19 protein-coding genes and 1 pseudogene are annotated in these 22,326 nt (G+C 60.8%); 5 read left to right on the top strand and 15 right to left on the bottom strand.

Translation table 11 applies throughout. The features are described from left to right. Positions 1 to 250: 250 nt before the first annotated feature. The 4 genes from EV283_RS18765 to EV283_RS18750 all read right to left on the bottom strand — a co-directional run bounded on the left by EV283_RS18765 (position 251) and on the right by EV283_RS18750 (position 2,679). On the bottom strand, positions 251 to 1,333 hold the full coding sequence (locus tag EV283_RS18765) for a mannose-1-phosphate guanylyltransferase/mannose-6-phosphate isomerase (protein WP_130328054.1): 1,083 nt from the start codon (positions 1,331 to 1,333) through the stop codon (positions 251 to 253). 584 nt (positions 1,334 to 1,917) lie between these two features. Continuing rightward, on the bottom strand, positions 1,918 to 2,142 hold the full coding sequence (locus tag EV283_RS18760; RefSeq protein ID WP_130328052.1) for a conjugal transfer protein TraD: 225 nt from the start codon (positions 2,140 to 2,142) through the stop codon (positions 1,918 to 1,920). Positions 2,143 to 2,155: 13 nt separating this feature from the next. After that, positions 2,156 to 2,485, bottom strand: a complete 330-nt coding sequence (locus tag EV283_RS18755) for a conjugal transfer protein TraD (protein WP_130328050.1) — start codon at positions 2,483 to 2,485, stop codon at positions 2,156 to 2,158. Then, positions 2,485 to 2,679: a hypothetical protein gene (locus EV283_RS18750; protein ID WP_130328048.1), complete on the bottom strand. Its 195-nt coding sequence runs from the start codon at positions 2,677 to 2,679 to the stop codon at positions 2,485 to 2,487. Before EV283_RS18750 ends, EV283_RS18755 begins: the two co-directional genes overlap by 1 nt. 158 nt (positions 2,680 to 2,837) lie before the next feature. Here EV283_RS18750 and traA point away from each other — a divergent pair, with 158 nt between their 5' ends. The 4 genes and pseudogenes from traA to EV283_RS18725 form a co-directional block, all read left to right on the top strand. Next, positions 2,838 to 5,765 (top strand): Ti-type conjugative transfer relaxase TraA, encoded by a 2,928-nt coding sequence (traA, locus tag EV283_RS18745; protein WP_130328045.1) that lies wholly within the window; start codon positions 2,838 to 2,840, stop codon positions 5,763 to 5,765. A gap of 33 nt (positions 5,766 to 5,798) precedes the next feature. Then, a complete protein-coding gene (locus tag EV283_RS18740; RefSeq protein WP_207223211.1) occupies positions 5,799 to 6,509 on the top strand; it encodes a DUF6118 family protein in 711 nt (236 codons plus the stop codon). Positions 6,510 to 7,128: 619 nt separating this feature from the next. After that, a complete protein-coding gene (locus tag EV283_RS18730; protein ID WP_130328043.1) occupies positions 7,129 to 8,124 on the top strand; it encodes an NAD-dependent epimerase/dehydratase family protein in 996 nt (331 codons plus the stop codon). Positions 8,125 to 8,184: 60 nt separating this feature from the next. Continuing rightward, positions 8,185 to 8,504, top strand: a pseudogene (locus tag EV283_RS18725) (transposase); the annotation flags it as partial. Positions 8,505 to 8,649: 145 nt separating this feature from the next. Here the strand turns inward: EV283_RS18725 and rfbA are convergent. The 7 genes from rfbA to EV283_RS18690 form a co-directional block, all read right to left on the bottom strand. Further along, on the bottom strand, positions 8,650 to 9,522 hold the full coding sequence (gene rfbA, locus EV283_RS18720; protein WP_130328041.1) for a glucose-1-phosphate thymidylyltransferase RfbA: 873 nt from the start codon (positions 9,520 to 9,522) through the stop codon (positions 8,650 to 8,652). Continuing rightward, positions 9,519 to 10,433: a dTDP-4-dehydrorhamnose reductase gene (gene rfbD, locus EV283_RS18715; RefSeq protein WP_130328039.1), complete on the bottom strand. Its 915-nt coding sequence runs from the start codon at positions 10,431 to 10,433 to the stop codon at positions 9,519 to 9,521. The genes rfbA and rfbD overlap by 4 nt, the downstream gene beginning before the upstream one ends. Then, positions 10,430 to 11,485: a dTDP-glucose 4,6-dehydratase gene (rfbB, locus tag EV283_RS18710; RefSeq protein WP_130328037.1), complete on the bottom strand. Its 1,056-nt coding sequence runs from the start codon at positions 11,483 to 11,485 to the stop codon at positions 10,430 to 10,432. Before rfbB ends, rfbD begins: the two co-directional genes overlap by 4 nt. A gap of 11 nt (positions 11,486 to 11,496) precedes the next feature. Then, the gene (gene rfbC / locus EV283_RS18705; RefSeq protein ID WP_130328035.1) at positions 11,497 to 12,069 is read right to left on the bottom strand and encodes a dTDP-4-dehydrorhamnose 3,5-epimerase; all 573 of its coding nucleotides are present in this window, start codon (positions 12,067 to 12,069) and stop codon (positions 11,497 to 11,499) included. 1,052 nt (positions 12,070 to 13,121) lie between these two features. Further along, entirely contained in the window at positions 13,122 to 17,507 is a 4,386-nt protein-coding gene (locus EV283_RS18700) for a DUF4214 domain-containing protein (protein ID WP_130328033.1), read from the bottom strand. Between the two features lie 128 nt (positions 17,508 to 17,635). After that, the gene (locus EV283_RS18695) at positions 17,636 to 18,181 is read right to left on the bottom strand and encodes a GNAT family N-acetyltransferase (protein WP_130328031.1); all 546 of its coding nucleotides are present in this window, start codon (positions 18,179 to 18,181) and stop codon (positions 17,636 to 17,638) included. Continuing rightward, positions 18,178 to 18,486 carry a DUF1778 domain-containing protein gene (locus EV283_RS18690; protein WP_130328029.1) on the bottom strand — a complete coding sequence of 103 codons (309 nt, stop codon included), beginning with the start codon at positions 18,484 to 18,486 and terminating at the stop codon, positions 18,178 to 18,180. Before EV283_RS18690 ends, EV283_RS18695 begins: the two co-directional genes overlap by 4 nt. A 236-nt stretch (positions 18,487 to 18,722) precedes the next feature. Here EV283_RS18690 and EV283_RS18685 point away from each other — a divergent pair, with 236 nt between their 5' ends. Next, positions 18,723 to 20,084: an O-antigen ligase family protein gene (locus tag EV283_RS18685; RefSeq protein ID WP_130328027.1), complete on the top strand. Its 1,362-nt coding sequence runs from the start codon at positions 18,723 to 18,725 to the stop codon at positions 20,082 to 20,084. Between the two features lie 34 nt (positions 20,085 to 20,118). On the opposite strand, the gene EV283_RS18680 is transcribed toward EV283_RS18685, so the two are convergent. The 4 genes from EV283_RS18680 to EV283_RS18665 all read right to left on the bottom strand — a co-directional run bounded on the left by EV283_RS18680 (position 20,119) and on the right by EV283_RS18665 (position 22,211). After that, positions 20,119 to 20,472: a hypothetical protein gene (locus tag EV283_RS18680; RefSeq protein WP_130328025.1), complete on the bottom strand. Its 354-nt coding sequence runs from the start codon at positions 20,470 to 20,472 to the stop codon at positions 20,119 to 20,121. Beyond that, positions 20,469 to 20,636: an autotransporter domain-containing protein gene (locus EV283_RS18675; RefSeq protein ID WP_130328023.1), complete on the bottom strand. Its 168-nt coding sequence runs from the start codon at positions 20,634 to 20,636 to the stop codon at positions 20,469 to 20,471. The genes EV283_RS18680 and EV283_RS18675 overlap by 4 nt, the downstream gene beginning before the upstream one ends. Positions 20,637 to 21,093: 457 nt before the next feature. After that, entirely contained in the window at positions 21,094 to 21,675 is a 582-nt protein-coding gene (locus tag EV283_RS18670; RefSeq protein ID WP_207223209.1) for a hypothetical protein, read from the bottom strand. Then, positions 21,672 to 22,211, bottom strand: coding sequence for a hypothetical protein (locus EV283_RS18665; protein WP_130328019.1), 540 nt, complete (start codon positions 22,209 to 22,211; stop codon positions 21,672 to 21,674). Before EV283_RS18665 ends, EV283_RS18670 begins: the two co-directional genes overlap by 4 nt. Between the last annotated feature and the right edge of the window lie 115 nt (positions 22,212 to 22,326).

Below are 22,326 nucleotides of genomic sequence, written 5' to 3'. Positions count from 1 at the left end.
GAGAATTCGACAATTATAGAGGTCGAGCATCAATGTGTTTTGTGATCGTTTCGTATCTACCATATGTAGAAACTCACTTTTGTTCGTAAAATCCTATGTGCCAATGCAAGATTTGGTGAGGCCCTGCCTACGTCATGACAGTCGCCGACCGATACAATGATCACAATGATCTGCCGACGCTGCTGTCTCTGTTATCGTAACTTCTGAAACACCGAGACCTACTCTAAGATCGGCCGCGGGCGGCTTCCTGTTAGTCCCTGGCCTTCATGGCCTCGATCAGCTTCTTGACCTCCTGGCTGCGACCGCGCGGCATGATCAGCACGTCGTTGCCGCTCGCCACCACAATCAGGTCCTTGACCCCAACCAGTGAAACGCGGACGCCGTCGCTACGAACGAAGCAGTCCCTCGTATCGATCGCGAGCACGCCGCCGTCATTGTCGCCACGGTGCGCGTTGCCGTCGACGTCGACGTCGCTGATCGCATGCAGCGCATCCCAGCTGCCGACATCGTTCCAGCCCATGTCGACAGGCACGACTGCAACCCGGTCCGCCTTTTCCATGACCGCATAGTCGATCGAGTCGTCGGGCGACGCGGCGAAGGCCACCGCGTCGGGATAGATTCGCGTTCCCACGATGCGTGCCTTGTTCATCGCTTCGCGCGTCGCGACGAGGATGCCAGGATCAAACTGCGCGAGTGCCTCAAGATACGCGTCGGCGAGGAATAAGAAGATCCCGCCGTTCCAGGCGTGGTCGCCGCTCGCGAGCATTGACTTGGCCTTGTCCAGCGGGGGCTTTTCGACGAACCGTGCCACGCGGTTGACGCCGGGTTGCAATTCGTCGCCGATTTGAATCCAGCCATAACCGATCTCGGGCGCGTCGGGTGCGATCCCGAACGTTACCAACCAACCTTGCAAGACCAGTGGCATCGCTGCCTCGATCGCCGCGTGGAACGCTGTGACGTCGCCGATCACGTGATCTGACGGCATCACCAGTAAGGCGTCGCTGCCGCCATTCGCGGAGATGCCGCCTGCCGCTATCGCGGCGAGCGCGATCGCCGGCGCCGTGTTGCGGCCGGCGGGCTCAAGGATAAGCGCCTGAGGGCGCGCGCTGGCATCGGCAAGCTGTTGCTCTACAAGATCTGCATGACGTGCGTTGGCGACGACAATGGGCGCGGCATATCGTTCGCCACGCGCGCGGCCCGCTGTCAGCTGGAGCATGGTTTCGTCGGCGGTAAGTGCCAGCATCTGTTTGGGCATTTCGGGGCGCGACATCGGCCAGAGGCGAGTCCCCGATCCGCCGGACAATATTACGGGAACGATCTTACGTGCGGTCATGCATCCTCCTTGCGGCGTCGGACTATACTGCCCCATCCGCCGTTGCCAATCGCCGAATGATCCGAAAAGCCCCCACAAGCCAACGCAACAGTGGGCAAAAAAACGTCCGTTTTCAGAGCCTTTTGGTATGCACAAGGTGCATCGCGCTGATCTGGCGGCGGATCGCCTTGGTATTGAAATCCGCGATCACGCGGCTTTCAGGTCGGTCCAGCAGATCAGCGGCGTAGTGATGAGTGCATCATAGTCGGTCAATAACGCCTGTAGCACTCAATGATACCGTGATCGCGGGCGTAGCGTGCGGCAATGAGCATGGCGTTATCGATCGCGGCCCAAGGTCAGGATCGGCATCGCTCGGCAGCATGTCACATCCCTCGGTTGCCATACGGCCACATAGGACGCGCGTTTCGCTCCAGCGGGCGTGTAGTGCATCGAGCAAGTGTGCGGGAACAGGCGGATCGAAATCGCCTCGCATCCACCCCCCGCGTTGCATGGCGTATTCCTGTTCCGACCGACAGGATCATTGTAAATGATCGTGGCAGCCATAGACCCGCGCATCAGCCATTCCGAATTATGGCCGCCTGACATCAGCTCGCCTTCGCCGTTTCACGTTCCGTATCGAATGCGCGTTTTCCTCGTCTTTTCCACAGCGCCAGGATGTCGCGGGCATCTTCACCGCGACCACGCCCGGCAAGGTCGAGCAGTGCGCCGTAAAGGGTCGCGCGATCGTCGTCGGTCAGCTCGACCAATCCGGCTTTCTGGACCAGCCCGCCTAGCTCAATCAAGTGGCGCGTTCGTTCGCGACGTTGCACGACCCAGCCCCTGTTATCCGTTCGCCGTTCCGCTGCTTCCGTCCGCAGCGTCGCCGCCCGGTTCAGTCGCAACGCCCGATCCGTCGATTGCAGCAGCGCCGCAACTTTTACGCCCGCGCCGTTGAAAGAAGGCCACGCCCGTTGCGCGCCATGCCTCCTTCGCGTTCGCGTCCTTCGACCGGACCGCATCGAGCAGCACACCGGCGAGTGTTTCCGCATCGAGGGCATCGGCTCCCGTTGCCGCAACGAGCTGGCCAAGCTGTTCAACCCGCTTCGCCTTCAAAGCGCGAGCCTTAACACTCAGTGCCTTCAGCTCGGCGTCATAATCGCGAACTTTCCGCATCAAGAATTATCTTCGTCGGGTCCATCGGGCTTTGCGGCAGTATCCGACCATAGTGAGCCTGCCGCGCCGTTCGCATCAATGCCGGGCGGGGCTTCATCATCCCATAGAACGCGCCAGCCATAGACCGCCCTATTGTCGTTGGCATTTCCATCAAGCTCAAAAGGATAATCTTCAAGCATCCATCGCGTCTTCATAGGCACGGCTCATAGCGCTCTCCCACCGCAGTAGTTTGCCATATCGGGCGCGAAGCGCAAGCCAGAAGCAAGTCAGTTAGAAGATGCGTAGCAGATAGTAAGTGCGCGCTTATACGTCGTTGCCGACGTGCGCTTAGGCGTGTCGTAAGAAGACTGTCATGGCAATCTACCATTTCAGCGCGAAGGTCATCAGTCGGGCGAAAGGCTCCAGCGCGGTGGCATCAGCCGCTTATCGCTCCGCTTCACGCCTGTTCGATGAGCAGTACGAGCGTCATCATGACTTCTCGAACAAGGCAGGCGTCATCTATTCCGAAGTAATGTTGCCGCGGGGCGCGCCGGAGCGTTTAAATGACCGCACAGTGCTCTGGAACGAGGTAGAGGCTGGCGAGAAGAGGTCGGACGCACAGCTGGCTCGCGAGGTCGAGTTTTCGATCCCACGTGAGATGGACCAGAGGCAAGGCATTGCGCTAGCCCGCGACTTTGTAGAAGAGCAGTTCGTGAAGCGGGGCATGGTCGCCGACATCAACGTACATTGGGATAAGGCGGACAACGGGAATTCGAAGCCGCACGCGCACGTTATGTTGTCGATGCGTGAGATGGGGCAGGATGGTTTCGGCAAGAAGGCGCGCGACTGGAACAGTACCGAGCTGTTGAAAAACTGGCGCGAGGCGTGGAGCGCGCATGTCAACCAGCGCATGGCCGAGCTGGGGCTAGAGGGCCGGATCGATCATCGATCGCATGCCGATCGCGGTATCGGGCTGGAACCGCAACACAAGATCGGGCCGGCGGGAATGCGTCGCCTCAATCGTGGCGAGGATGCCGAGCGGGCCGGTGACCATGTTCGGATCGCGCGGGAGAACGGCGCGAAGATCATCGCTGATCCCGTTATCGCGCTGGACGGAATCACGCGGCAGCAATCCACCTTTACCATCCGCGATCTCGCCATGTTCGCGTTCCGCCATAGCGATGGCAAGGAGCATTTTGATCAGGTGATGGACGCGGTGCGGGCGTCGCCCGAATTGGTGGCGTTGGGGCAAGACGGACGGGGCCAGGACCGATTTACCAGCCGTGAGATGATCGCGACCGAAGCACTGCTTGAGCGGGCGAGCGACGAACTGGCTCGCGGCGGTGATCACGGTGTCGGTGATCGGCATCGTGCCGGCGCGCTCGAGGCGGCCGGAGACCGCGGGTTGGTATTGTCGGGCGAGCAGCGCGACGCCTTTGATCATGTCACCGGCGGGCAGAGGCTGGCATTGGTGATCGGCTATGCCGGCACCGGCAAATCGGCGATGCTGGGTGTCGCACGCGAGGCGTGGGAGCGTGACGGCTACCAGGTTCGCGGTGCGGCGCTCTCGGGGATCGCGGCCGAAAATCTAGAGGGCGGATCGGGGATCGGTTCGCGAACGATCGCCAGTCTTGAACATGCCTGGAGCCAGGGTCGCGAGCAGCTCGGTCCCAAGGACGTCCTGGTTGTCGACGAGGCGGGCATGATCGGCAGTCGTCAGATGGAGCGGGTGCTGTCCCGTGCCCGTAATGCCGATGCCAAGGTGGTGCTGGTCGGCGATCCGGAGCAGCTGCAGGCGATCGAGGCGGGTGCCGCGTTCCGGTCGATCGCCGAACGTCACGGCGCGACCGAGATCACCGAGGTCCGCCGGCAGCGTGAGGACTGGCAGAAGGAGGCGACGCGGGCACTGGCGACCGGACGCACCGCCGAAGCGCTGGATGTCTATGCCGCGTATGGCATGATCTACGCGGCCGACACGCGTGAGGCCGCGCGTGGCGATCTGGTAGACGGTTGGGATCGTGCGCGCCAAGCCGATCCGGACAAGACCCGTATTATTCTCACTCATACGAATGCCGAGGTGCGCGAGCTGAACGAGGAAGCTCGTGGCCGGCTGCGGGCAGGCGACGAACTCGGTGATGACGTTGCGTTCGGTGCTGACCGCGGTCGTCGCGACTTCGCAGCCGGCGACCGCATGATGTTCCTTCGGAACGAGCGGTCGTTGGGAGTGAAAAACGGCACATTGGGCACGATTGAAAAGGTGTCGCCTGAGGGCATGACGGTCCGTTTGGACGGGGGGCGCCAGGTCGCGTTCGAGACGAAGGACTATGCCGCGGTTGATCACGGTTACGCGGCCACCTTCCATAAGGCGCAGGGCGTGACGGTCGACGGTGCCCATGCGCTCGCTACGCCCGGTATGGATCGGCACAGCGGCTATGTCGGTCTGTCGCGGCACCGTGACAGCGTGCAGCTTCATTACGGCCGAGACGATTTTGCCGATCAGGGTCAGCTCGTTCGCACCCTGTCGCGCGACCGCGGTAAGGACATGGCCAGCGATTACGGCACCGATCGTAGTGAGCAGGACCATGCACGCGCCTTCGCCGATCGGCGCGAGATCCGGTTCCCCGACCGCGTGCGTGAAGTTGTCGTCAAGGTCCGCCATAAGGCGCGGGGAATGTTCGACGGCTTCCGGCCGAAGCCGACGCAGGAAACATCCATCTTGAATGTAACTGCCCGAGGCGAGCCGGCGATGGGCGGAAAGTCCGACCAGAGCCGCCCGATCGAACACTATGCGCATGCCGCAGCCGATATCAACCGGATGCACCGGCAGGATCTTCCTGTGCTGGCGCACCAGGAAACCGCGCTGCGAAAGGCCGGCGAGGTGCTGGACGCGACCCGCCCCCATGCCGCGCGCGACCTCGCATCGGCGTTAGCGCGCGATCCGGCGCTGATCGAGCAGGCGGCGGGCGGTAATACGAGCGGCGCGGCGCGCGCGATGGCCGAGGAGCAGCGCGTGCGGCTTGATCCAGACGCGCGCGCCGACCGGTTCGTGGCGGGTTGGCAGCAGATGCAGCAGGCGCGCGCCAGCATGGAGCGTACCGGCGACACTGCCAGCGCTGCGCGAGTACGTGACCGTATGGAGAAGGCAGCAGGCGGATTGCACCGCGATCCGCAGCTCGAATCCGCACTGCGCTTCCGCGTGCCCGAGTTGAGGCTGACAATGGAGCGCGAACAGTCGATCGGCGACGCGTTGGCATCGTCGCTTGATCGCGGGCATGATCGGGATCGGGGTATGAGCCGGTAAAGTTCGTGCTTTTGGGTACGATAAGGAGGCAGGATGACGGACCCTGATCATGAGCCGGATGCCGCGACGGAGGCGTTCGAGGGTGTACGCAGCGAGCTGAGGCGCCAGTCGGACGAAATCGCGTTGCTGCGCCGGGCGATCGAGGGGATCGCCGCGGCGCGCGATGACCGGACTGAGCTGCCCGATTATAGCGAGACGTTGGGCCAGCTCACGAAGCTCGCGACGGCCACCTATCAGCGGACAGAGATTCTGCGAAAAGCGGCCGAGGAGGAAATGGTACCCCGGCAGGTTGCTGCCCGGGTCGCCGGTGCCGTTGCTGAGGACCGGCAGGCGGTGAAGGTCGCGGCCGGCGAGTTGCGCGATGCGACGCACGCCCTGCAGGGCGTCATCATGTCGGCGCGGCGCAGCGACAAACAGAACCGGTGGCTGACCTGGACGGCGATCGGCGGGATCGTCGTCGGCATGATCTTGTGGGCGGTGTTCGCCGGGATCGTCGCGCGGGTTGTATCGCCAGGCTGGCACTGGCCGGAGAGAATGGCGGCGCGCACGCTCAATATGCCGATGTGGGAGAGCGGGCAGCGGATGATGCGGACCGCGGCACCTGACGCTTTCGCCAACATCGCCGCGGGTGATCGAATTGTCACGGCTAATCGCAAGACGCTGGAGACGTGCAAAAAGCGGTCAACCAAAATACGAAAAGCCGTGCAATGTACGGTCAAGGTGGCTTTTGATGGCAAACGGTAGCCGCTAACATTTTCTCGCAGGCCGACATCATTCTGGGTGAATTAACTAGGCGGCGTGGACGAATTTGAGCAGGTAGCGGATGGTAGCGATCCGGACGCCGTCCGCGACCACGCATCGATAGTTCGATCGGCAACAAATCCTTCAGGACCCGCCACTCCGCCTCGCTCAGATCGCCCCGGCTCAATTACGCCCCAAAGGAAGCCTTGAATCAAACGCTCGATCCAGCGTCAACCAATTCGTCCGCGAAGCTTAGTGAGACCGCAGTAATGAGCGGCTTGACGCTACCAACCAACCCCAACAACAACCCGGTGGCGCGGCTCCCGATCACCCGCACCCGGCGGGACGGTTTGAACGCGATCAATGCCCGTTGCTTTCAAATGACGAACAGCAGAATCTTAACGCCCACTATCCGGGCGACGATTGCGGTTGGCAGCGACGCGAATGAGAGTGCGTCAAGCACCAAGAAGGGAATGGCAGCGGAGAGGAACAGGGGCGCGTGCGGTGCACTTCGCAGTGCGCCCGCGCCTCGCGAAGTGTCGCGTTCGGGATAACCCGCCTATGTCGCTTGCCGGGCGGGACGGTCGTTCCGTAAGGCCGGGGTAATCCAGGGAGACACTTCATGCGCGTTCTAGTCACCGGCGCAGCCGGGTTCATCGGTTCTCACGTCTGCCGCCATCTGCTCGCCCGTGGCGATACAGTGCTCGGCATCGACAATCTCAACGACTATTACGACGTCATGCTGAAGCATGCGCGGCTGGCTGAGATCATAAAGGATAATGGCGGGTTCAGTTTCAAGCAGATCGACTTCTCGGATCACGTCGCCCTTGACGCAGGGCTCGACGCCGAAGAGTTTGACCGCATCGTGCACCTCGGCGCGCAGGCAGGCGTCCGCTATTCAATCAAGAATCCAAGAGCCTACCTCCGGGCGAACCTTGCCGGTCACCTTAACATGATCGAGATGGGACGTAGCCGTCGGATTGAGCATCTTGTCTACGCGTCATCGTCCTCGGTCTATGGCGGTAACGACACGCTGCCGTTCCGCGTCGAGGATCGCGTTGACCATCCCTTGTCGCTGTACGCTGCCACCAAGAAGGCCGATGAGTTGATGAGTGAGACCTACGCGCATCTTTACCGCCTACCACAGACCGGCTTGCGGTTCTTCACCGTCTACGGCCCTTGGGGGCGGCCCGACATGGCAATGTGGTTGTTTACTAGGGCGATTTTGAGTGGCCAGCCGATAGACGTGTTTGGCGAAGGGTGCATGCGTCGCGACTTTACTTATATTGATGACATCGTCGCAGGTGTCGTCGCGTGTCTGGATACCCCCCCGGCCGACGATGGTTTGGTTAAGGCAGGAGGCAGCATCAGTCCGCATCGGATCTACAATTTAGGTAACAGCCGATCCGAAGACCTTGGTGAGATGATTTCAGTCATCGAGCAGGCTTGCGATCGTGTTGCCACGCGTCGTCTTTTACCAATGCAACCTGGAGATGTGCGCGACACATTCGCGGACATTGGGGCAATTCGAAAAGACCTTGGTTTCGAACCACTGACCACCATTGCCGAAGGTGTTCCGCGTTTTGTTCAGTGGTATAGGAACTACCATAATGTCTAGGGTCGGGACCCATTGATTGGAGAGGTGCGATTTGATTTAGGTTCCGTTAAGAGACCGCGTATGAGATACCCGTACTGGCTGACCGACGAGCAGATGGTGCGGCTCGAGCCAAATTTTCTCAAAAGTCACGGTAGGCCCCGAGTTGGTGACCGGCGGGTTTTAAGCGGTATTGTTTTTCGTCAACCGCAACGCTCTGCGCTAGTGCGATGCACCCAAGGAGTATGGCCCCATAAGACGCTCTACAAGCGGTGGGGCGGAAGGGGTGTCTTCGTCCGCATAATGGAGGGCTAGCTGCCGCGTGCGCCACGCCCAAGACGATCATGATCGATGCGACTCACCTGAAAGTACACCGCACGGCATTTAGCCTGCGGATTAAAAGGGCGCCTTGAGCCACCGCGCTGCCGCGCTACTGGGGTCAGTTCCGGCTGAGGGCGGAACTGACCACTTTCACGGCGCGATCGGGACGCTGCCAATCTGATCCGGGTCATCAGCGCGCGCTACATGCACGATAGATAACCTCCAGAATCAGTTGCGGCCGTTGATCGCCAGAAGGATTGCCTTTCCATAGTTTGTCTTCTTGAACTTCTCGCCGGCCTCACGTGCCTGATCGACGGTGATGAAACCTTGGTAAAACGCGATTTCCTCCAGGCAGGCGACTTGGATACCTTGCCGACGCTGAATCGTCCGGACGAATTCGCCGGCTTCAAGCAGGCTGTCGTGCGTGCCGGTGTCGAGCCAAGCGTATCCGCGGCCCATTTGTTCGACGAACAGATCGCCGGCTTCCATGTAGAGGCGGTTAAGATCTGTGATCTCTAGTTCGCCACGCGGTGATGGCTTCAGGTCGCGGGCGAATTGCACGACTCGGTTGTCGTAAAAGTACAGCCCGGTGACCGCATGGTTCGACTTGGGCTTTGCCGGCTTTTCCTCGAGGCTGACCGCCTTGCCGCCTTCGCCGAACTCGACCACGCCGTAGCGCTCGGGATTCTCAACGCGGTAGGAGAACACCGTCGCGCCACTCTTGCGCTCGACCGCGCTCGCCAGGAGGTGGGTCAGGTGCGCGCCGAAGAAAATGTTGTCGCCGAGCACCAGCGCGACATGGTCGTCGCCGATAAAGTCCGCGCCGATCATGAACGCCTGAGCGAGGCCCTCGGGCTTGGGCTGTTCGGCATAGGCGATCGACAGGCCGAGTGCCGATCCGTCACCGAACAGGTTCTTGTAGTTACCTACATATTCGGGGGTTGAGATGATCAGGATGTCACGGATGCCGGCGAGCATCAGCACCGACAGCGGGTAATAGATCATTGGCTTGTCGTAAATCGGCAGCAGCTGTTTGTTGACCGCCAGTGTGGCCGGATGGAGGCGCGTGCCCGAACCACCTGCGAGAATGATGCCCTTCATGAGCGTGTCTCCTTGTTGGGTACCCCGAGTAGCTCGTCAAGGATGTTGCCAAGAGCGGTCTGCCACGCCGGCGGGTGGATACCGTAGTCGCGGGTAATCGCGTCATGGCTGAGAAGCGAGTTGGCAGGCCGCGTGGCCGGCGTCGGGTATTCGGCGGTGGTGATGCCCTGCACCTCTGCACTGCTCCCGCCACGCGTGGCGCTCTGTGTGAAGATTTCGCGCGCGAAGCCCGCCCAGGTGACGGAACCGGCGTTGCTGAAATGATATATGCCGGTAGGGGCGGCGGGATCCTTGACGAGACGCATCGAGATCGTCGCGAGCGCAGCGGCGAGATCGGCTGCAGACGTCGGGCTGCCACGCTGGTCGTCGACCACGCGCAGGCGCGGGCTGGTCGCGCTGACGCGCAGCATTGTCTTTACGAAATTGCTGCCGTGCGCGCTGACCACCCAGGCAGTCCGGATGATCACGTGACGGGCTCCCGAGGTCCGCACCGCCAGTTCGCCCCCGAGCTTGGACGCGCCGTACACGCCGAGCGGCGCGACCGGATCGTTGACGCCCCATGCCCCCTCACGCGCGCCGTCGAAGACGTAATCGGTCGAAACTTGGACGATCGGGATGCCGGCCTTGGTGCAGGCTTCGGCGAAGGCCGCGGGGGCCATCGCGTTGACCGCCCAGGCGGTGACGATGTCGCTCTCCGCCTTGTCGACCGCGGTATAGGCCCCCGCCGAGATCACCGCGGCCCAGGGCTCGTCGTCATGGCCTCCGGCGACCATCGCGGCGATCGCCACGGTATCGCGCAGGTCGAGATCGTCGATGTCGATCGCGGTGACCGCCCAGCCCTCGGGCCAGGGATAGCGCTTGAGCTCGGTGCCGAGCTGGCCGTTCCCACCGGTGACGAGGATCCGCTTCATACCGAAAGCCCGCGGCGCTGGTCGGCCTTGTGCTCGGCGACGATCACCTGCCACCAGTCCTGGTTATCGAGATACCAGGCGACGGTCTTCTGGATGCCCGTCTCGAACGTCTCGGCGGGCTCCCAGCCAAGCTCGGCCTTGATCCGGGTCGCATCGATCGCATAGCGCTTGTCGTGGCCAGGGCGGTCGGCGACATAGGTGATCTGCGTCGCGTAGGACTGGCCATCGGCGCGTGGGCGGAGGCGATCGAGGATCGTGCAGACGGTCTTCACGACCTCGAGATTCTGCTTCTCGTTATTGCCACCGACATTGTAGGTCCGGCCGGGCTCGCCCTTTTCGAACACCGCGTGCAGCGCGCGAACATGATCCTCGACATACAGCCAGTCGCGGACCTGATCGCCCTTGCCGTAGACGGGCAGGTCGGCGCCCGCGAGCGCCTTGACGATCATCAGCGGAATCAGCTTTTCGGGAAAGTGATACGGCCCGTAATTGTTCGAGCAGTTGGTGATCAGCACGGGCAGCCCGAAGGTATGGCCCCAGGCGCTGACGAGATGGTCCGACCCCGCCTTCGACGCCGAATAGGGCGAACGCGGATCATAGGGCGTTTCCTCCGTGAACAGCCCGGTGTCGCCGAGCGAACCGTATACCTCATCGGTCGAGATGTGATGGAAGCGGAACGCCGCCTTCACGTCGTCGCCAAGCGACAGCCAATAGGCGCGCGCCTCGCTCAGCATCGTGAAGGTGCCGACGACGTTGGTCTGGACGAACGCGCCCGGGCCGTCGATCGAGCGATCGACATGGCTTTCAGCCGCGAGATGCGTGATCACGTCGGGCTTGAACGCGGCGATCGCCGCGCGGACCGCGTCCGCATCGCAGATGTCGCCTTGGACGAAGCGGTAGCGGTTCGACTTCGCGACGCGTTCGAGGGTCTTCAGCGTGCCGGCATAGGTCAGCTTGTCGAAGTTGAGCACTTCATGGTCGGCGTTTTCCATCAGGTGACGGACAAGCGCCGAACCGATGAAGCCGGCCCCGCCGGTGACGAAAATACGCATGGATCTGTCCTTCAGGCGAGCGGCGCGAGCGGGCGACCGTCATAGGGAAAGGGGCTGTCGAAATCGGCGAGCAATGGCTGGGCTTGGTCCTTGGCCGACAATTCGGGGCACGTGCCGGCGGGCATCGGCCAGTCAATGCCGATCGCGGGGTCATCCCAGCGGACTCCGCCATCGCTGTCGGCTGCGTAGGTGTCGGAGCATTTATACGTTACTTCGCAATCGGGCTCGAGCGTCACGAAGCCGTGCGCGAACCCGATAGGGATAAAGAGTTGGTGGCCGTTCTCGGCCGACAGCTCGGCTCCGACCCAATGGCCGTAGGTCGGCGATCCATTGCGGATGTCGACTGCAACATCGAAAATACGGCCACGGACGCACCGCACCAGCTTATCCTGCCCTCGCGGCGGGGTCTGGAAATGCAAACCGCGGAGCGTGAATGCGGGGACTGACAACGAATGATTGTCCTGCACGAAACGACAGTCGATGCCGAGTCTTGCAAATCTAGGTTCGCTGTATACTTCGGTGAACCAGCCGCGAGTATCGCCAAAGCGCTTTGAAACGATTAGTTTCACGATATCAATCGTCATAACCTCGTTCTCAATCAATTAATAAATATTAAATTGAAGATGTATATATTTTAATATTAAAAAGATAATGTTAAAATATATAATTTAAGTTAACATAAAACATTTTATGTAAATCCATAATCTAATTGATAAAATAGAAGTAATATTTGTTACAATGCTATACTATTATAATTGTAAAAAATACCATGCTTGTTCCAAGCGAGATAAAGCGTTCTAGAGGTCGTAAGCAGCCTGAGAACTGGGGCCGAGTCCGGCTGAACGAGAGCCAGATGCTGGTTTATGCCGCCGAGGCCGAAGCTCGCGGCATTCCGATCAGCACCTATCTGCGTGATCGGCTGGCGAGTGCGGACCTTATGCGCGAGGAGCTTGCGAGCATCCGCGCGAGACGCTCGATAAGCTGCGCGATCAGCCCGCAGATACCGGCAATAATGCAGATGCTCCGATGCAGGCTGAGCCGGCAATGCCCAACGTCGTTCAGATTGAAACACTGATGCTATTGCGGACAATTACACCGTCTGGAAAAATACGAATGATCCGGACCGAACTTGATCGTCAGGGAATAAAGCCGTGGCGCCAAGAAGTGCGATAAGACCGGCAATCATCGGACAGGCCAAGGCATATAAACCGGGCACGATAATGAGGAAAATGTAGACCGAAAGGGAGCGGCCAGATGCACCTTGATCGGAAGCGCCATCCCGTCCGGCCGAATAATAGGAATGGGCGTGGGCATAATCGCCCTACCTGGATTTTCGGCATCAGGCAGATGCCGCTGCTGGGGCCTCGCTGGCCCAGCCGAACCCTGCGCAGTCCGCCGGCGTCGATAAAGCGCTCGGCTCCGCATCAGCATCGTTGAAAGTCCATGAAACCGTCGCTTTCCCCTCAACGTCAGCATCATCGATTAAAACGGTAATGTGCGTTTAGGTGTTTGATCCCATGGTTTGATGCTGCGATCCTTTCGTTGAAAATGGAGGGAGGTCGTATGGGACAAGTTCGTCACGGGAACGCCACGACCACGCACGCTGTCATAGGTATAAGACCGATCTACCTCCGACCTACGCAATATGTGGCACAAGCATGGATTCAAAATCGTTGGTCTTGAAGACCATGCCGTCGTGCATGATTCCGGTCATGATCTGTTGATGTTCAGCCGAATTGGCAAATCCCCGCATGAGGGCTGCCTCGGACAGGCCGTTGTCGACTGCCGATGTCCAAAAAGCGTGTCCGCCTTCATCACTGTGCCGTCCGAGTACGTTAGTATATACAAACTCAACCAGCTCACCGCTGTTGAGACCCGCAACGTGACCCTTCCATTCGGCAGACGCCGTGAAGGCATCCGAGACTTGGCGATACGTCAATTCACCGCGCTCCAGTTTGCCAGTCCAGAACTCAAATCCTCCACTTTCTGGGAGACGGCCGAATGCGGCATGATAGAAAGAATATATCATCCTTGCAGCGTCATTAGCAATAAAAGATCCCGATTCGGTAATAGTTGCGGTAAGACCCTTAAAGTCTGCACTGTCAAAAAACTGTGACGCTACGGAGCTTCTGGAATCTCCCGAATCAAGGCGATGGAGATAGCTGTCTTGCATGTCTTCCCCAATCACGAGGAAAAATCTGCTGTATAATTTTTCAACGAAGTCTTGATTCGACATAGCGCTGTATAATCCGAGCGTGTCATGATCCGTACTTAGTCGGCTGACGATTGTGTCGCCTGCGCCCCCCCCTTCCAGGCTCCGTACACCAAGCCGCAACTCGATCGCATCTGGAGTTCGGTTGAGAACGCCTAAGTAAACACGGGCAACGCGAGCTGCCGCGTCATCTATGTCCCCGGTGAAATATCCGTCCTTGAAATTGACATGCTCGGTCTCGAAATATTTATCAGATCCGTAAGAGCTGGTGATGGTAATTTCGTTATTCACCGATAAGGCGGCAGTATCCTTGAAGAACTTGCTATAGACCGCCTGGTCTAATCCTGCTCCGCCATGGAATATGTCGTTGCCACGGCCGCCGAGAAAAATATCATTTCCTCCGCCTCCCTCAATAAGCATACCGGATCGGTTGCTTGTCATGGCGAAGACGTCATCATATTTGGTGCCGACAATAGTTTCGAAGTTCGGGGCGACGATGGCGCCTGGTTCGTGCGAGGCTTGCGAGTCCGCGTAAGCGTGAACACCCCGCGTTAGCGCCGACAGGTCGAGCGTATCTCGTCCGGTGCCGCCGTCCATGATACCAAGTGCGAGGCTGGCGACGCTGAGGGTGTAGGTGTCGTCGTAACTGCTACCGAGGATGGATTCGACATTGAGCGCAGTCAATATGTCAGGCGCGCCGGAGGCGGCGCCGTCGAGCATGACGTGCGCGCCCTTGGTCAGCGCCGACAGGTCGAGCGTATCGTGTCCGCCTCGGCCATCGATGACGCCAAGCGCCAGACTGGTCGCACCTAAGGCATAGATGTCGTCGTAGCTGCTGCCGAGAACGGTTTCGACATTCAGTGCGGTCAGCGCGTCCGGTGTACCGGAGGTGGCGCCGTCCAACACCACGTGCGTACCTTTGGTCAATGCCGACAGGTCGAGCGTATCGCGTCCGGCAGCACCGTCGACAATCCCGACCGATGCGCTTGCTGCATCGAGCGTGTAGATATCGTCGTAGTCGCTGCCGCGGATGGTTTCAATATTGAGCGCGGTCAGCGTGTCCGGTGTGCCGGTGGCAGGGCCGTCGAGGACCACATGCGCGCCGCGGGTCAGCGCCGACAGATCCAGGGCATCGCGTCCGGCACCGCCATCGACGATGCCGAGCCCGAGGCTGGCAGCGCCGAGGGCATAGGTATCGTCATAGCTACTGCCGAGGACCGTTTCCACGCTGAGCGCGGTCATGGCGTCGGCCGTGCCAGTGGCGGCTCCGTCGAGCACCACGTGCGCGCCGCTGCTCAGTGCCGACAGGTCGAGCGTATCGCGACCTGTACCACCGTCGATGATGCCTAGCGCAAGGCTGGCGGCACCAAGGGTATAAATATCGTCATAGCTGCTGCCGAGGACGGTTTCGACACTGAGTGCGGTGAGCGCGTCCGGCGTGCCGGTGGTGGCGCCACCGAGCACGACATGCGCGCCTTTGATCAATGCCGACAGGTCAAGCGTATCGCGTCCTGCACGACCGTCGATGATTCCTAGCGCGAGGCTGGCGGCACTAAGGATATAGGTGTCGTCGAAGCTGCTGCCGAGGACAGTTTCGACATTGAGTGCTGTCGGTACGTCCGGCATGCCGATGATAACGCCGTCGAGCACCAGGTGCGCACCATACGTCAACGCCGACAGGTCGAGCGTATCGCGTCCGGCACCACCGTCGATATTACCAAGCGTAAGGTTGGCGCCACCAAGAGTATAGATGTCGTCATAGTTGCTGCCGACGATGGTTTCGACGTTGAATGCGGTAAGCGCGTCCGGCGTGCCGGTGGTGGCGCCGTCGAGCACGACATGCGCGCCTTTGGTCAATGCCGACAGGTCGAGCGTATCGCGTCCGGCACCACCGTCGATGACACCAAGTGCAAGTCTGGCGGCGCCAAGGGCATAGATGTCGTTGAAGCTGCTGCCGAGGATGGTTTCGACGTTGAGTGTGGTCAGTGTGCCCGCGATGCCGGTGGAGGCACCGTCGAGCACGACATGGGCACCTATGCTCAGCGCCGACAGGTCGAGCGTATCGCGTCCGGCACCGCCGTTGATGATACCGAGCGCAAGACTGGCGGCACCAAGGGCATAGACGTCATCGTACCCGCTGCCGAGGACGGCTTCGATACTGAGCGCATATAGAACGTCTGGCGTACCGGTGGTGACGCCGTCGAGCATCACGTGCACACCTTTGGCCAGTGCCGACACGTCGAGCGTATCGCGCCCGGCACCGCCGTCGACGGTGCCGAGCGCGAGGCCGTCGGTGCCAAGGGTGTAGATATCGTCGCCGCCGCGAAGAAGGATCGTACCTTTGATAAGCCCGTTGTTTGTGACTTTGTCGATACCATCGTTCAGGTAGATCGTGCCATCGATCTCTCCTGCATTGAAGATGGTATTGTCGGAGATGCCAAGGGCATAGATTGCGGCATCAGTTCCACGCGTCACGGAGCCTGCCTTCAGATCGATCGTATTGCCGCCGCCCTCGAGAAGAATGCCAAACCGATCGGCATATAGCGTTCCTGAGTTCACGATCGAGTTGGTACCACCTTGCGCTTGAACCGCAGAGAACTTGGCTTGAATGATGCCGCTGTTGGTGATTTCATTTACATCTGTACCAAGCAAAAGTACGCCTTGGTCTCCACCGTAGATTTGACCTGCGTTACTAAGCATAAGCCCACCTCCGGCAAATATGCCGCGCATATTGCCGGATATCGTACCACCTAAGAAATTGTTGACGGTCATTCCGCCAAAGCCGCCGATGCCATCTGACGCATCAGTAGTATCAAGGCCGGTAGCGGTGATAGATGCATAGTTATTGACAACGGTACCAAGGCCGACCGTCACACCGCGTACCACTCCGGTGATGACTGCCCCGGCATAGTTATTGATTACCCCGCCGCCCGTAACCAAGACGCCTTCTGCGCCATTATCCGCTCCTCCTGCGGCGATTCCTTCGATTATCCCGTAATTGTCGACGTGGCCGTATCCATCGATATCGACACCGTCACCATCACCACTCCCTACGCCCACGTAGTTACCGGTAATGCGACCATAGTTTATCACCATGCCGCCTCCGTCCGATCCAACGCCGGAACCGTTGCGGCCGGTAATCGATGCGCCCGCGTCGTTGAACACAGTCACATAAACATCGCTAGTGATGCCGTGGCGCTGGCCCGAAATTACGCCGCCCGCGAGATTGTTGACTTCGCCCGATTTGCCTTGCCAGTCGACGGCATCGTTCTTGTCACCGATAATTCCACCGGATACGATCCTCCCGGCATTGTGAATGACCGTGCCGTTACCCGGACGAATGGCATCCGCCCCAATCGCTTCGATTACACCCGATGCAAGATTGGATATGACGATGCCACCACCAGATGTCGGTCGAGCGGTAATCGAATCAAAGTCGATAGCCTGGCCGTCAGTGGTAGAGGTGATCCTGCCGGCATTGTTCAGGTAAATGGACGCATTTGTCAGCGGTGTGCTGATCCGGAAAGCATCGTTGGACGAGCGGATGATACCACCCTCAAGGTTATTGATCGTCAGCCGGACGACATCGAAATTCTGAGTATTTAAATCGATAGCGCGACCACTCTTCGCTGAAGATTCGATAATACCCTGGTTATCGATGCGAATATCCGTGATCGGCGCAGCCCATTTGATTGCCGTTCCATTAACGCTCAAAATCGCCGAACGACTAATCTCCAGTCGATCGCTTCCCTGGAGCGTGCGCGTAGTTTTTTGCGTGCCATCAGAGACACTTATTGTGTACTTTGTCAAAATTGCTCCCCCGGGGTGGCACGGGGCGCACCGACAATCGCCCTAAACGCACATTCCGACGCGATACAAGATGCGGATCATATCATGGTAAATATAAAACAATCGTGAGCTTGACGTGTGTACGGTTGTTATGCGGCGAGCGCCCGAACCGTGGCTATGGATAAGAACAACCGCAAGCCGTTCGACGGCAGCGGTTCGAAGCCATAGCTGATGTAGAGCGTCAGGCGTCGCGCTACCTTTTCGGGATCACCACAGTCGAGCACGTCGAGCATAACGACGGCAATCCCCAACGCGTCAGCGGCGCCAGCCAAGCGCGCGAGACAATCCACTAGCAGATCGCTACCATAGCCCCGCCCCTGGAACCGGCTATCGACCCCGATCATCGAGACATAGGCCGCCGGGATGCTGCCATGGGAAGGGCGGGTGCGGGCGAACCGCTCAGGCAGTTCGGTATAGTCGATAGCATGGGCGTTGGTGGCGTAGAAGCCGATCAGCTCGTCCTTGGGGCCGACCATCACGAACGTGCGGACGTTGCCCGCCATGGTGAGCTTGTTGGCAGTGCGGCGGAAAAAGTTGTCGACCTGCTCAATACCACAAGAGAAAGCCGTTCGATCGTGCTTGGTAGGATCGAGCGGCTCTATGACGATAGGCTTTGCGTCTTCGAGCGCAGTCACCGGCTGGTGATCGTCTCGCGATGGCGCGCGAAGGCGGTCCGCAGCCGATCGGTGGGTGCTGGCGGCGTATCGAGCGCGGCAAAGAAGCTGGCATGGTCAACCGGCAGCAAGCTGGTGCGCTCGTGCGCCGCGATCGTCTCCATCGCGGAGCGATAGGCAGCGTTCATGGTGAAGACGGAATCGTCCACACCCGAAAGTGCTGCAGCCTGCTGGATGGCCTGCTTGATGCGCGGCTTGGTGCGGAAGTTCATCCGCTCGCTGCTACGCTCCTCAACGGCGCTGACCTGATCTTGAAAGCCTAGCACGGCACACCTCATTCAACCTCCGCGTTATGTACGCCTTAGTGGCGTACATTTCAATAAATGATTGAAAGCTGTTCAATCTGGATGCCAACGCTCTTCCCTGCCTCTCTACATATGATAATGTCCTTTATCACTTAAATGTGATTGTGAAGACGCTGATCGTCCGAAATTTGCCGATGCCGTATAATCCGCACGCACAGCACAAAGGTCGTTAACCAAAGTTCGGTATCGATCGGGCCATGACCTCATCCGCTATCCCGGCCCGGCTCGGCATCCGGATCGCCACGTTCGAGTTCGGTCGATGGACAGGGCTGGTCGCCGGTTTCATCCTGCCGTTGATCGCGGCGGTGCTGTTCCGGACCTATCATGTCGCGCTCGCATCGTCGGGGTTGGAGAGCATGCGCCAGCTTGGCCTGGTCTATCTCGCGGGCGAAATCACGGTCGTATTGTATGCGCGCCGTCACGGGCTCGATCTGGCGCGTATCGTCCGGGGGCTGCCGCATTGGGCCAGGACCGCGTTGCTGTTCTTTCTCGCGACCTTCTGGATCAGTTCGGCGGTCGCCTCGCAGATGGTGCCGTTCTCGCTGGGGCTGTGTCTGGGGTGGATCGTGCATCTGCTGTTTGCCGCCAGCCTCTACCATCTGGCGTCTTCGGTACGCGAGATCGACACGAACGCCATCGCCGGCGGCTTCGTCGCCGGGCTCTTCGGGATGACGGCGCTCACTGTCGTGCATTTCGCCGCGGTGTCGACCGCGTTGTTAGGGCAGGCTTCGGATTTCGGCCGGGGGGGCGGCATTGATCTCGGCTCTGCGATACCCGGCTTCATATCGAGCCGCCTGTTCGGATCCTGGTGCGGCGCGGTTCTGGCCTTGCTGACCGGGATCGCTTGGCAACGCGACGCCGCGGCCCGGAACGCCGGGCGGACCGCACGGACTTCAAGCACAGAACACCCGACCGCGCTCTACGCCATGCTGGCTCTGGCATTCGGCCTGACGGTCTGGACGGCGACGCGTGCCGCGCTGATGGGATGGGGGATCAGCATGGTGACGGCCTGGTTCCTCGCTGGCCGTCCAGCGTCGCGCACGGTCTGGACGCGGCTGCCCTTCTACCTTGTCGCGGCCGGTGCGATCGCGCTGCTGCTGCCCCCCTATGGCAACGGGCCGTTTACCTTTTTCCGGTGGGCGGGCGCGACTTCGACGGATGCCGCGACATCGGGGCGACTGACGCTATGGGCCAGGGCGCTCCACGTGGCGGCCGAGTATCCGCTGTTAGGATCGGGCGCAGGCTCGAGTTGGTGGCTGGTCTCGCTGGATGGCTTTTATCACGTCCAGCCGCATAACGCGGTGGTGCAGTTCCTACTGAACTGGGGGCTGATCCCGACGATCCCGGCGCTGGCGCTGCTGCTGGGGGCGACGTGGCATGCGCACTGTATCGCGCGCCGTCACCGCGGGCTGTTGCCCGTCATCCTGATGCTGGATTGCCTACTGTCGATGAGTCTGTTCGACGGGATGCTGCACTTCGCCCAGTTCGTCATGCTGATCTTCGGCTGCCTTGCGATCTGCCTCGCGCGCGACGACAGACCGCGTGCACCTCACATTTAAAAACAATTAGAGTCGACATGCAGGCATGTCGACTCTAATGAGTATGATTACAACCGCACGCCGGTTGCGATGTTCTCGCGGTGGTCGTCCCGACCGGTCTGCGCCTCGACCGTCGAGAACAGTTTGACGCGCTCGGCAGGCGGTACGCGACACCCGCCGACGCGGTACCGACCAACTGCGCGCGCAGCGTCAGCGGCACGCCGGCATAGCCCGCGGTCGTATCGGCACGCGTGCCCTCGATCCGGGTGCGCGCGTCGATCCCAACATAGGGGCGGAACGCGGCGTCGGACGCCTTGCGGCGCGCGAACGTCACGTCTGCATCGGTGAAGCCGGTAACCTGGCGATCGCGCGCGACGGTCAGCGCGAACAGTCCGCCTGCCTTGCTCACCCGGTCGCGCGTCGTACGGAATAGGTAAGGCCGACCTTGGGCGTCAGCGTCCAGTCGTCCGCCATGGCCAGCGCATAGCCGACCGACACGTCGCTCACCCAGTTGTGCAGGCCATAGCGCCCGGTCGCGCTGCTTGCCTCCGGCTGCGCGCGCCGCGCCATCATAGAGGATCGATGCGCCGATCCGGATGTTGCTCACGGCATAGCGGCCATGCACGCCGGCGACGACGCCGTCGGTGCTGGTCGCCGCCCCGAGCGACGTGATCCGCTGGCGGCTGTCGAGATAGTCGCAAACGCGCCGACTGACTAGTCGCGGTTGCCGATGCCGATCCCGCTGAGGAAGCCGTAGCTGCTACTGCGCGCCTTGGCGGTACCTTCGTCGCGGTCGGCGCCCAGCGTGTGCTACTGCGCGACGCCTTGTACGAAGGTGAACACGCCGACGTCCTCACGGTCGGTGGTCACAAAGCCCGGCCCGCGCGCGACGTCGGTCAGGCTCAGCGTCTGGTCGACGCCCATCTGCGTCGCCGAGCCATAGACCTTGGGTGCCAGCTGCGCGAACGCCAGCGGTTCGACGTGCCGTTTGCGGTCAGCAGCGACGGCAGCGCTGCGAACAGCGTGCTGGTCACAGGCTGCACCTGGATCGCGGCATTGGCGTAGTCGACGCTGCGCATGACCTGCGGGCTGAACGCCGGATCGCCGAGGCACTGGCCGAGCAACTGGATCCGGTCGGCACGCTGGACGATGAAGCCGAGCAGCGACGCCGCCTTGTGATCGTCGTGTAGGTGCCGGCGATCCCGCCGCTTGCGACGATCAGATCGTACGAGGTGCCCGGGCGGATCGCGCCGCCAGCGACGATCCGCAGCGTAGCGCCAGACGCGATCGAAAGTCCGCCGTTGATCACGAGCTTGTCGGCAACGGTCGGTGCGATCCCGAACAGCGACACCGATCCGCCCAGGAGCGAGACGTTGCCGGTGACCGTCATCGTGCCGGGCGACACGCCAGGGCTCAGCGTGCCCGCGACCGCGATGTTGCCGATCACCGAACCGGCCGCCCCAAAGGTCGCACCCGAGCGTACTGTGATCTGCGCGGCGCGGACCGTCGACCCCGACAACCGGCAAACCAACGACTTGACAAGTCGACTACCCGAGATGTCGACACAACCCAGCGAGGCTGTGCCGGCGATCGTCACATACCCACTGGTCATGCCGAACGCCTCGACGTTGGCAATCGTGGAGAACGCGACCGGTGCCGCGGTGCTGCCGCCCGACACCAGGATCGTGTCGGTGCCGGCGCCGCCATCGACCGACCCCGGCCGGAAATCGTCCCGGCATTGTTGATCGAGGCGGAGATATAGCCATTGGTGTTGCTGGCATCACGCCGGATCAGGATGCCTTGCGCGCCGGTCACGGTGCCACCTGCCGCGACCGCGACCGTCGTGCTTGCCGAAGGATAGCTCGTCTGGGTCGAGCCAAGGAAACAATAGCCGACCGAAGCCCCGGCATAGGGATCGCCCGGCACGGTGGTCGGGGCGCCGGTAGTAACAAACAGTCCCGGCTTTCCCGTCCCGCCATTGATTTGGAAGGAGGTGCTGCTCGCACGACTGGTGATTGCGGCCACTGCGCCGCCCGGCTGCACGATGACGCCGCCCGCGACGACGATGCGCGTATTCGCGGTTGCGACCGTCAGCCCGTTGGTACCGGTGCAGGCCGTGGTGCCATGGGTGACCGTCGGGTCGGGCAAACATTGCGCCAAGGCCGGCCCTGCCGCCAGTACCGCCACAAGCATCGCACGGCAACGCACACATGCGCACGCCGCCCCCGCGACGTCATTTCCCCGACCTTCATGCATCCCCCAA

Origin of the sequence: Sphingomonas sp. BK036 (assembly GCF_004216825.1) — a bacterium.
Classification (GTDB): domain Bacteria; phylum Pseudomonadota; class Alphaproteobacteria; order Sphingomonadales; family Sphingomonadaceae; genus Sphingomonas.
The sequence above is the reverse complement of the archived record's forward strand: the minus strand, read 5'-3'. Positions and strand labels throughout refer to the sequence as shown.

What these genes read in the sequence shown, in the direction of transcription:
- EV283_RS18750 (WP_130328048.1), bottom strand. Translation starts at nt 2,679, where the DNA reads ATGAAGACGCGATGGATGCTTGAAGATTATCCTTTTGAGCTTGATGGA.
- rfbB (WP_130328037.1), bottom strand. Translation starts at nt 11,485, where the DNA reads ATGCGTATTTTCGTCACCGGCGGGGCCGGCTTCATCGGTTCGGCGCTT.
- EV283_RS18765 (WP_130328054.1), bottom strand. Translation starts at nt 1,333, where the DNA reads ATGACCGCACGTAAGATCGTTCCCGTAATATTGTCCGGCGGATCGGGG.
- traA (WP_130328045.1), top strand. Translation starts at nt 2,838, where the DNA reads ATGGCAATCTACCATTTCAGCGCGAAGGTCATCAGTCGGGCGAAAGGC.
- EV283_RS18670 (WP_207223209.1), bottom strand. Translation starts at nt 21,675, where the DNA reads ATGACCAGTGGGTATGTGACGATCGCCGGCACAGCCTCGCTGGGTTGT.
- rfbC (WP_130328035.1), bottom strand. Translation starts at nt 12,069, where the DNA reads ATGACGATTGATATCGTGAAACTAATCGTTTCAAAGCGCTTTGGCGAT.
- EV283_RS18740 (WP_207223211.1), top strand. Translation starts at nt 5,799, where the DNA reads ATGACGGACCCTGATCATGAGCCGGATGCCGCGACGGAGGCGTTCGAG.
- rfbD (WP_130328039.1), bottom strand. Translation starts at nt 10,433, where the DNA reads ATGAAGCGGATCCTCGTCACCGGTGGGAACGGCCAGCTCGGCACCGAG.
- rfbA (WP_130328041.1), bottom strand. Translation starts at nt 9,522, where the DNA reads ATGAAGGGCATCATTCTCGCAGGTGGTTCGGGCACGCGCCTCCATCCG.
- EV283_RS18685 (WP_130328027.1), top strand. Translation starts at nt 18,723, where the DNA reads ATGACCTCATCCGCTATCCCGGCCCGGCTCGGCATCCGGATCGCCACG.
- EV283_RS18730 (WP_130328043.1), top strand. Translation starts at nt 7,129, where the DNA reads ATGCGCGTTCTAGTCACCGGCGCAGCCGGGTTCATCGGTTCTCACGTC.
- EV283_RS18675 (WP_130328023.1), bottom strand. Translation starts at nt 20,636, where the DNA reads ATGATGGCGCGGCGCGCGCAGCCGGAGGCAAGCAGCGCGACCGGGCGC.
- EV283_RS18755 (WP_130328050.1), bottom strand. Translation starts at nt 2,485, where the DNA reads ATGCGGAAAGTTCGCGATTATGACGCCGAGCTGAAGGCACTGAGTGTT.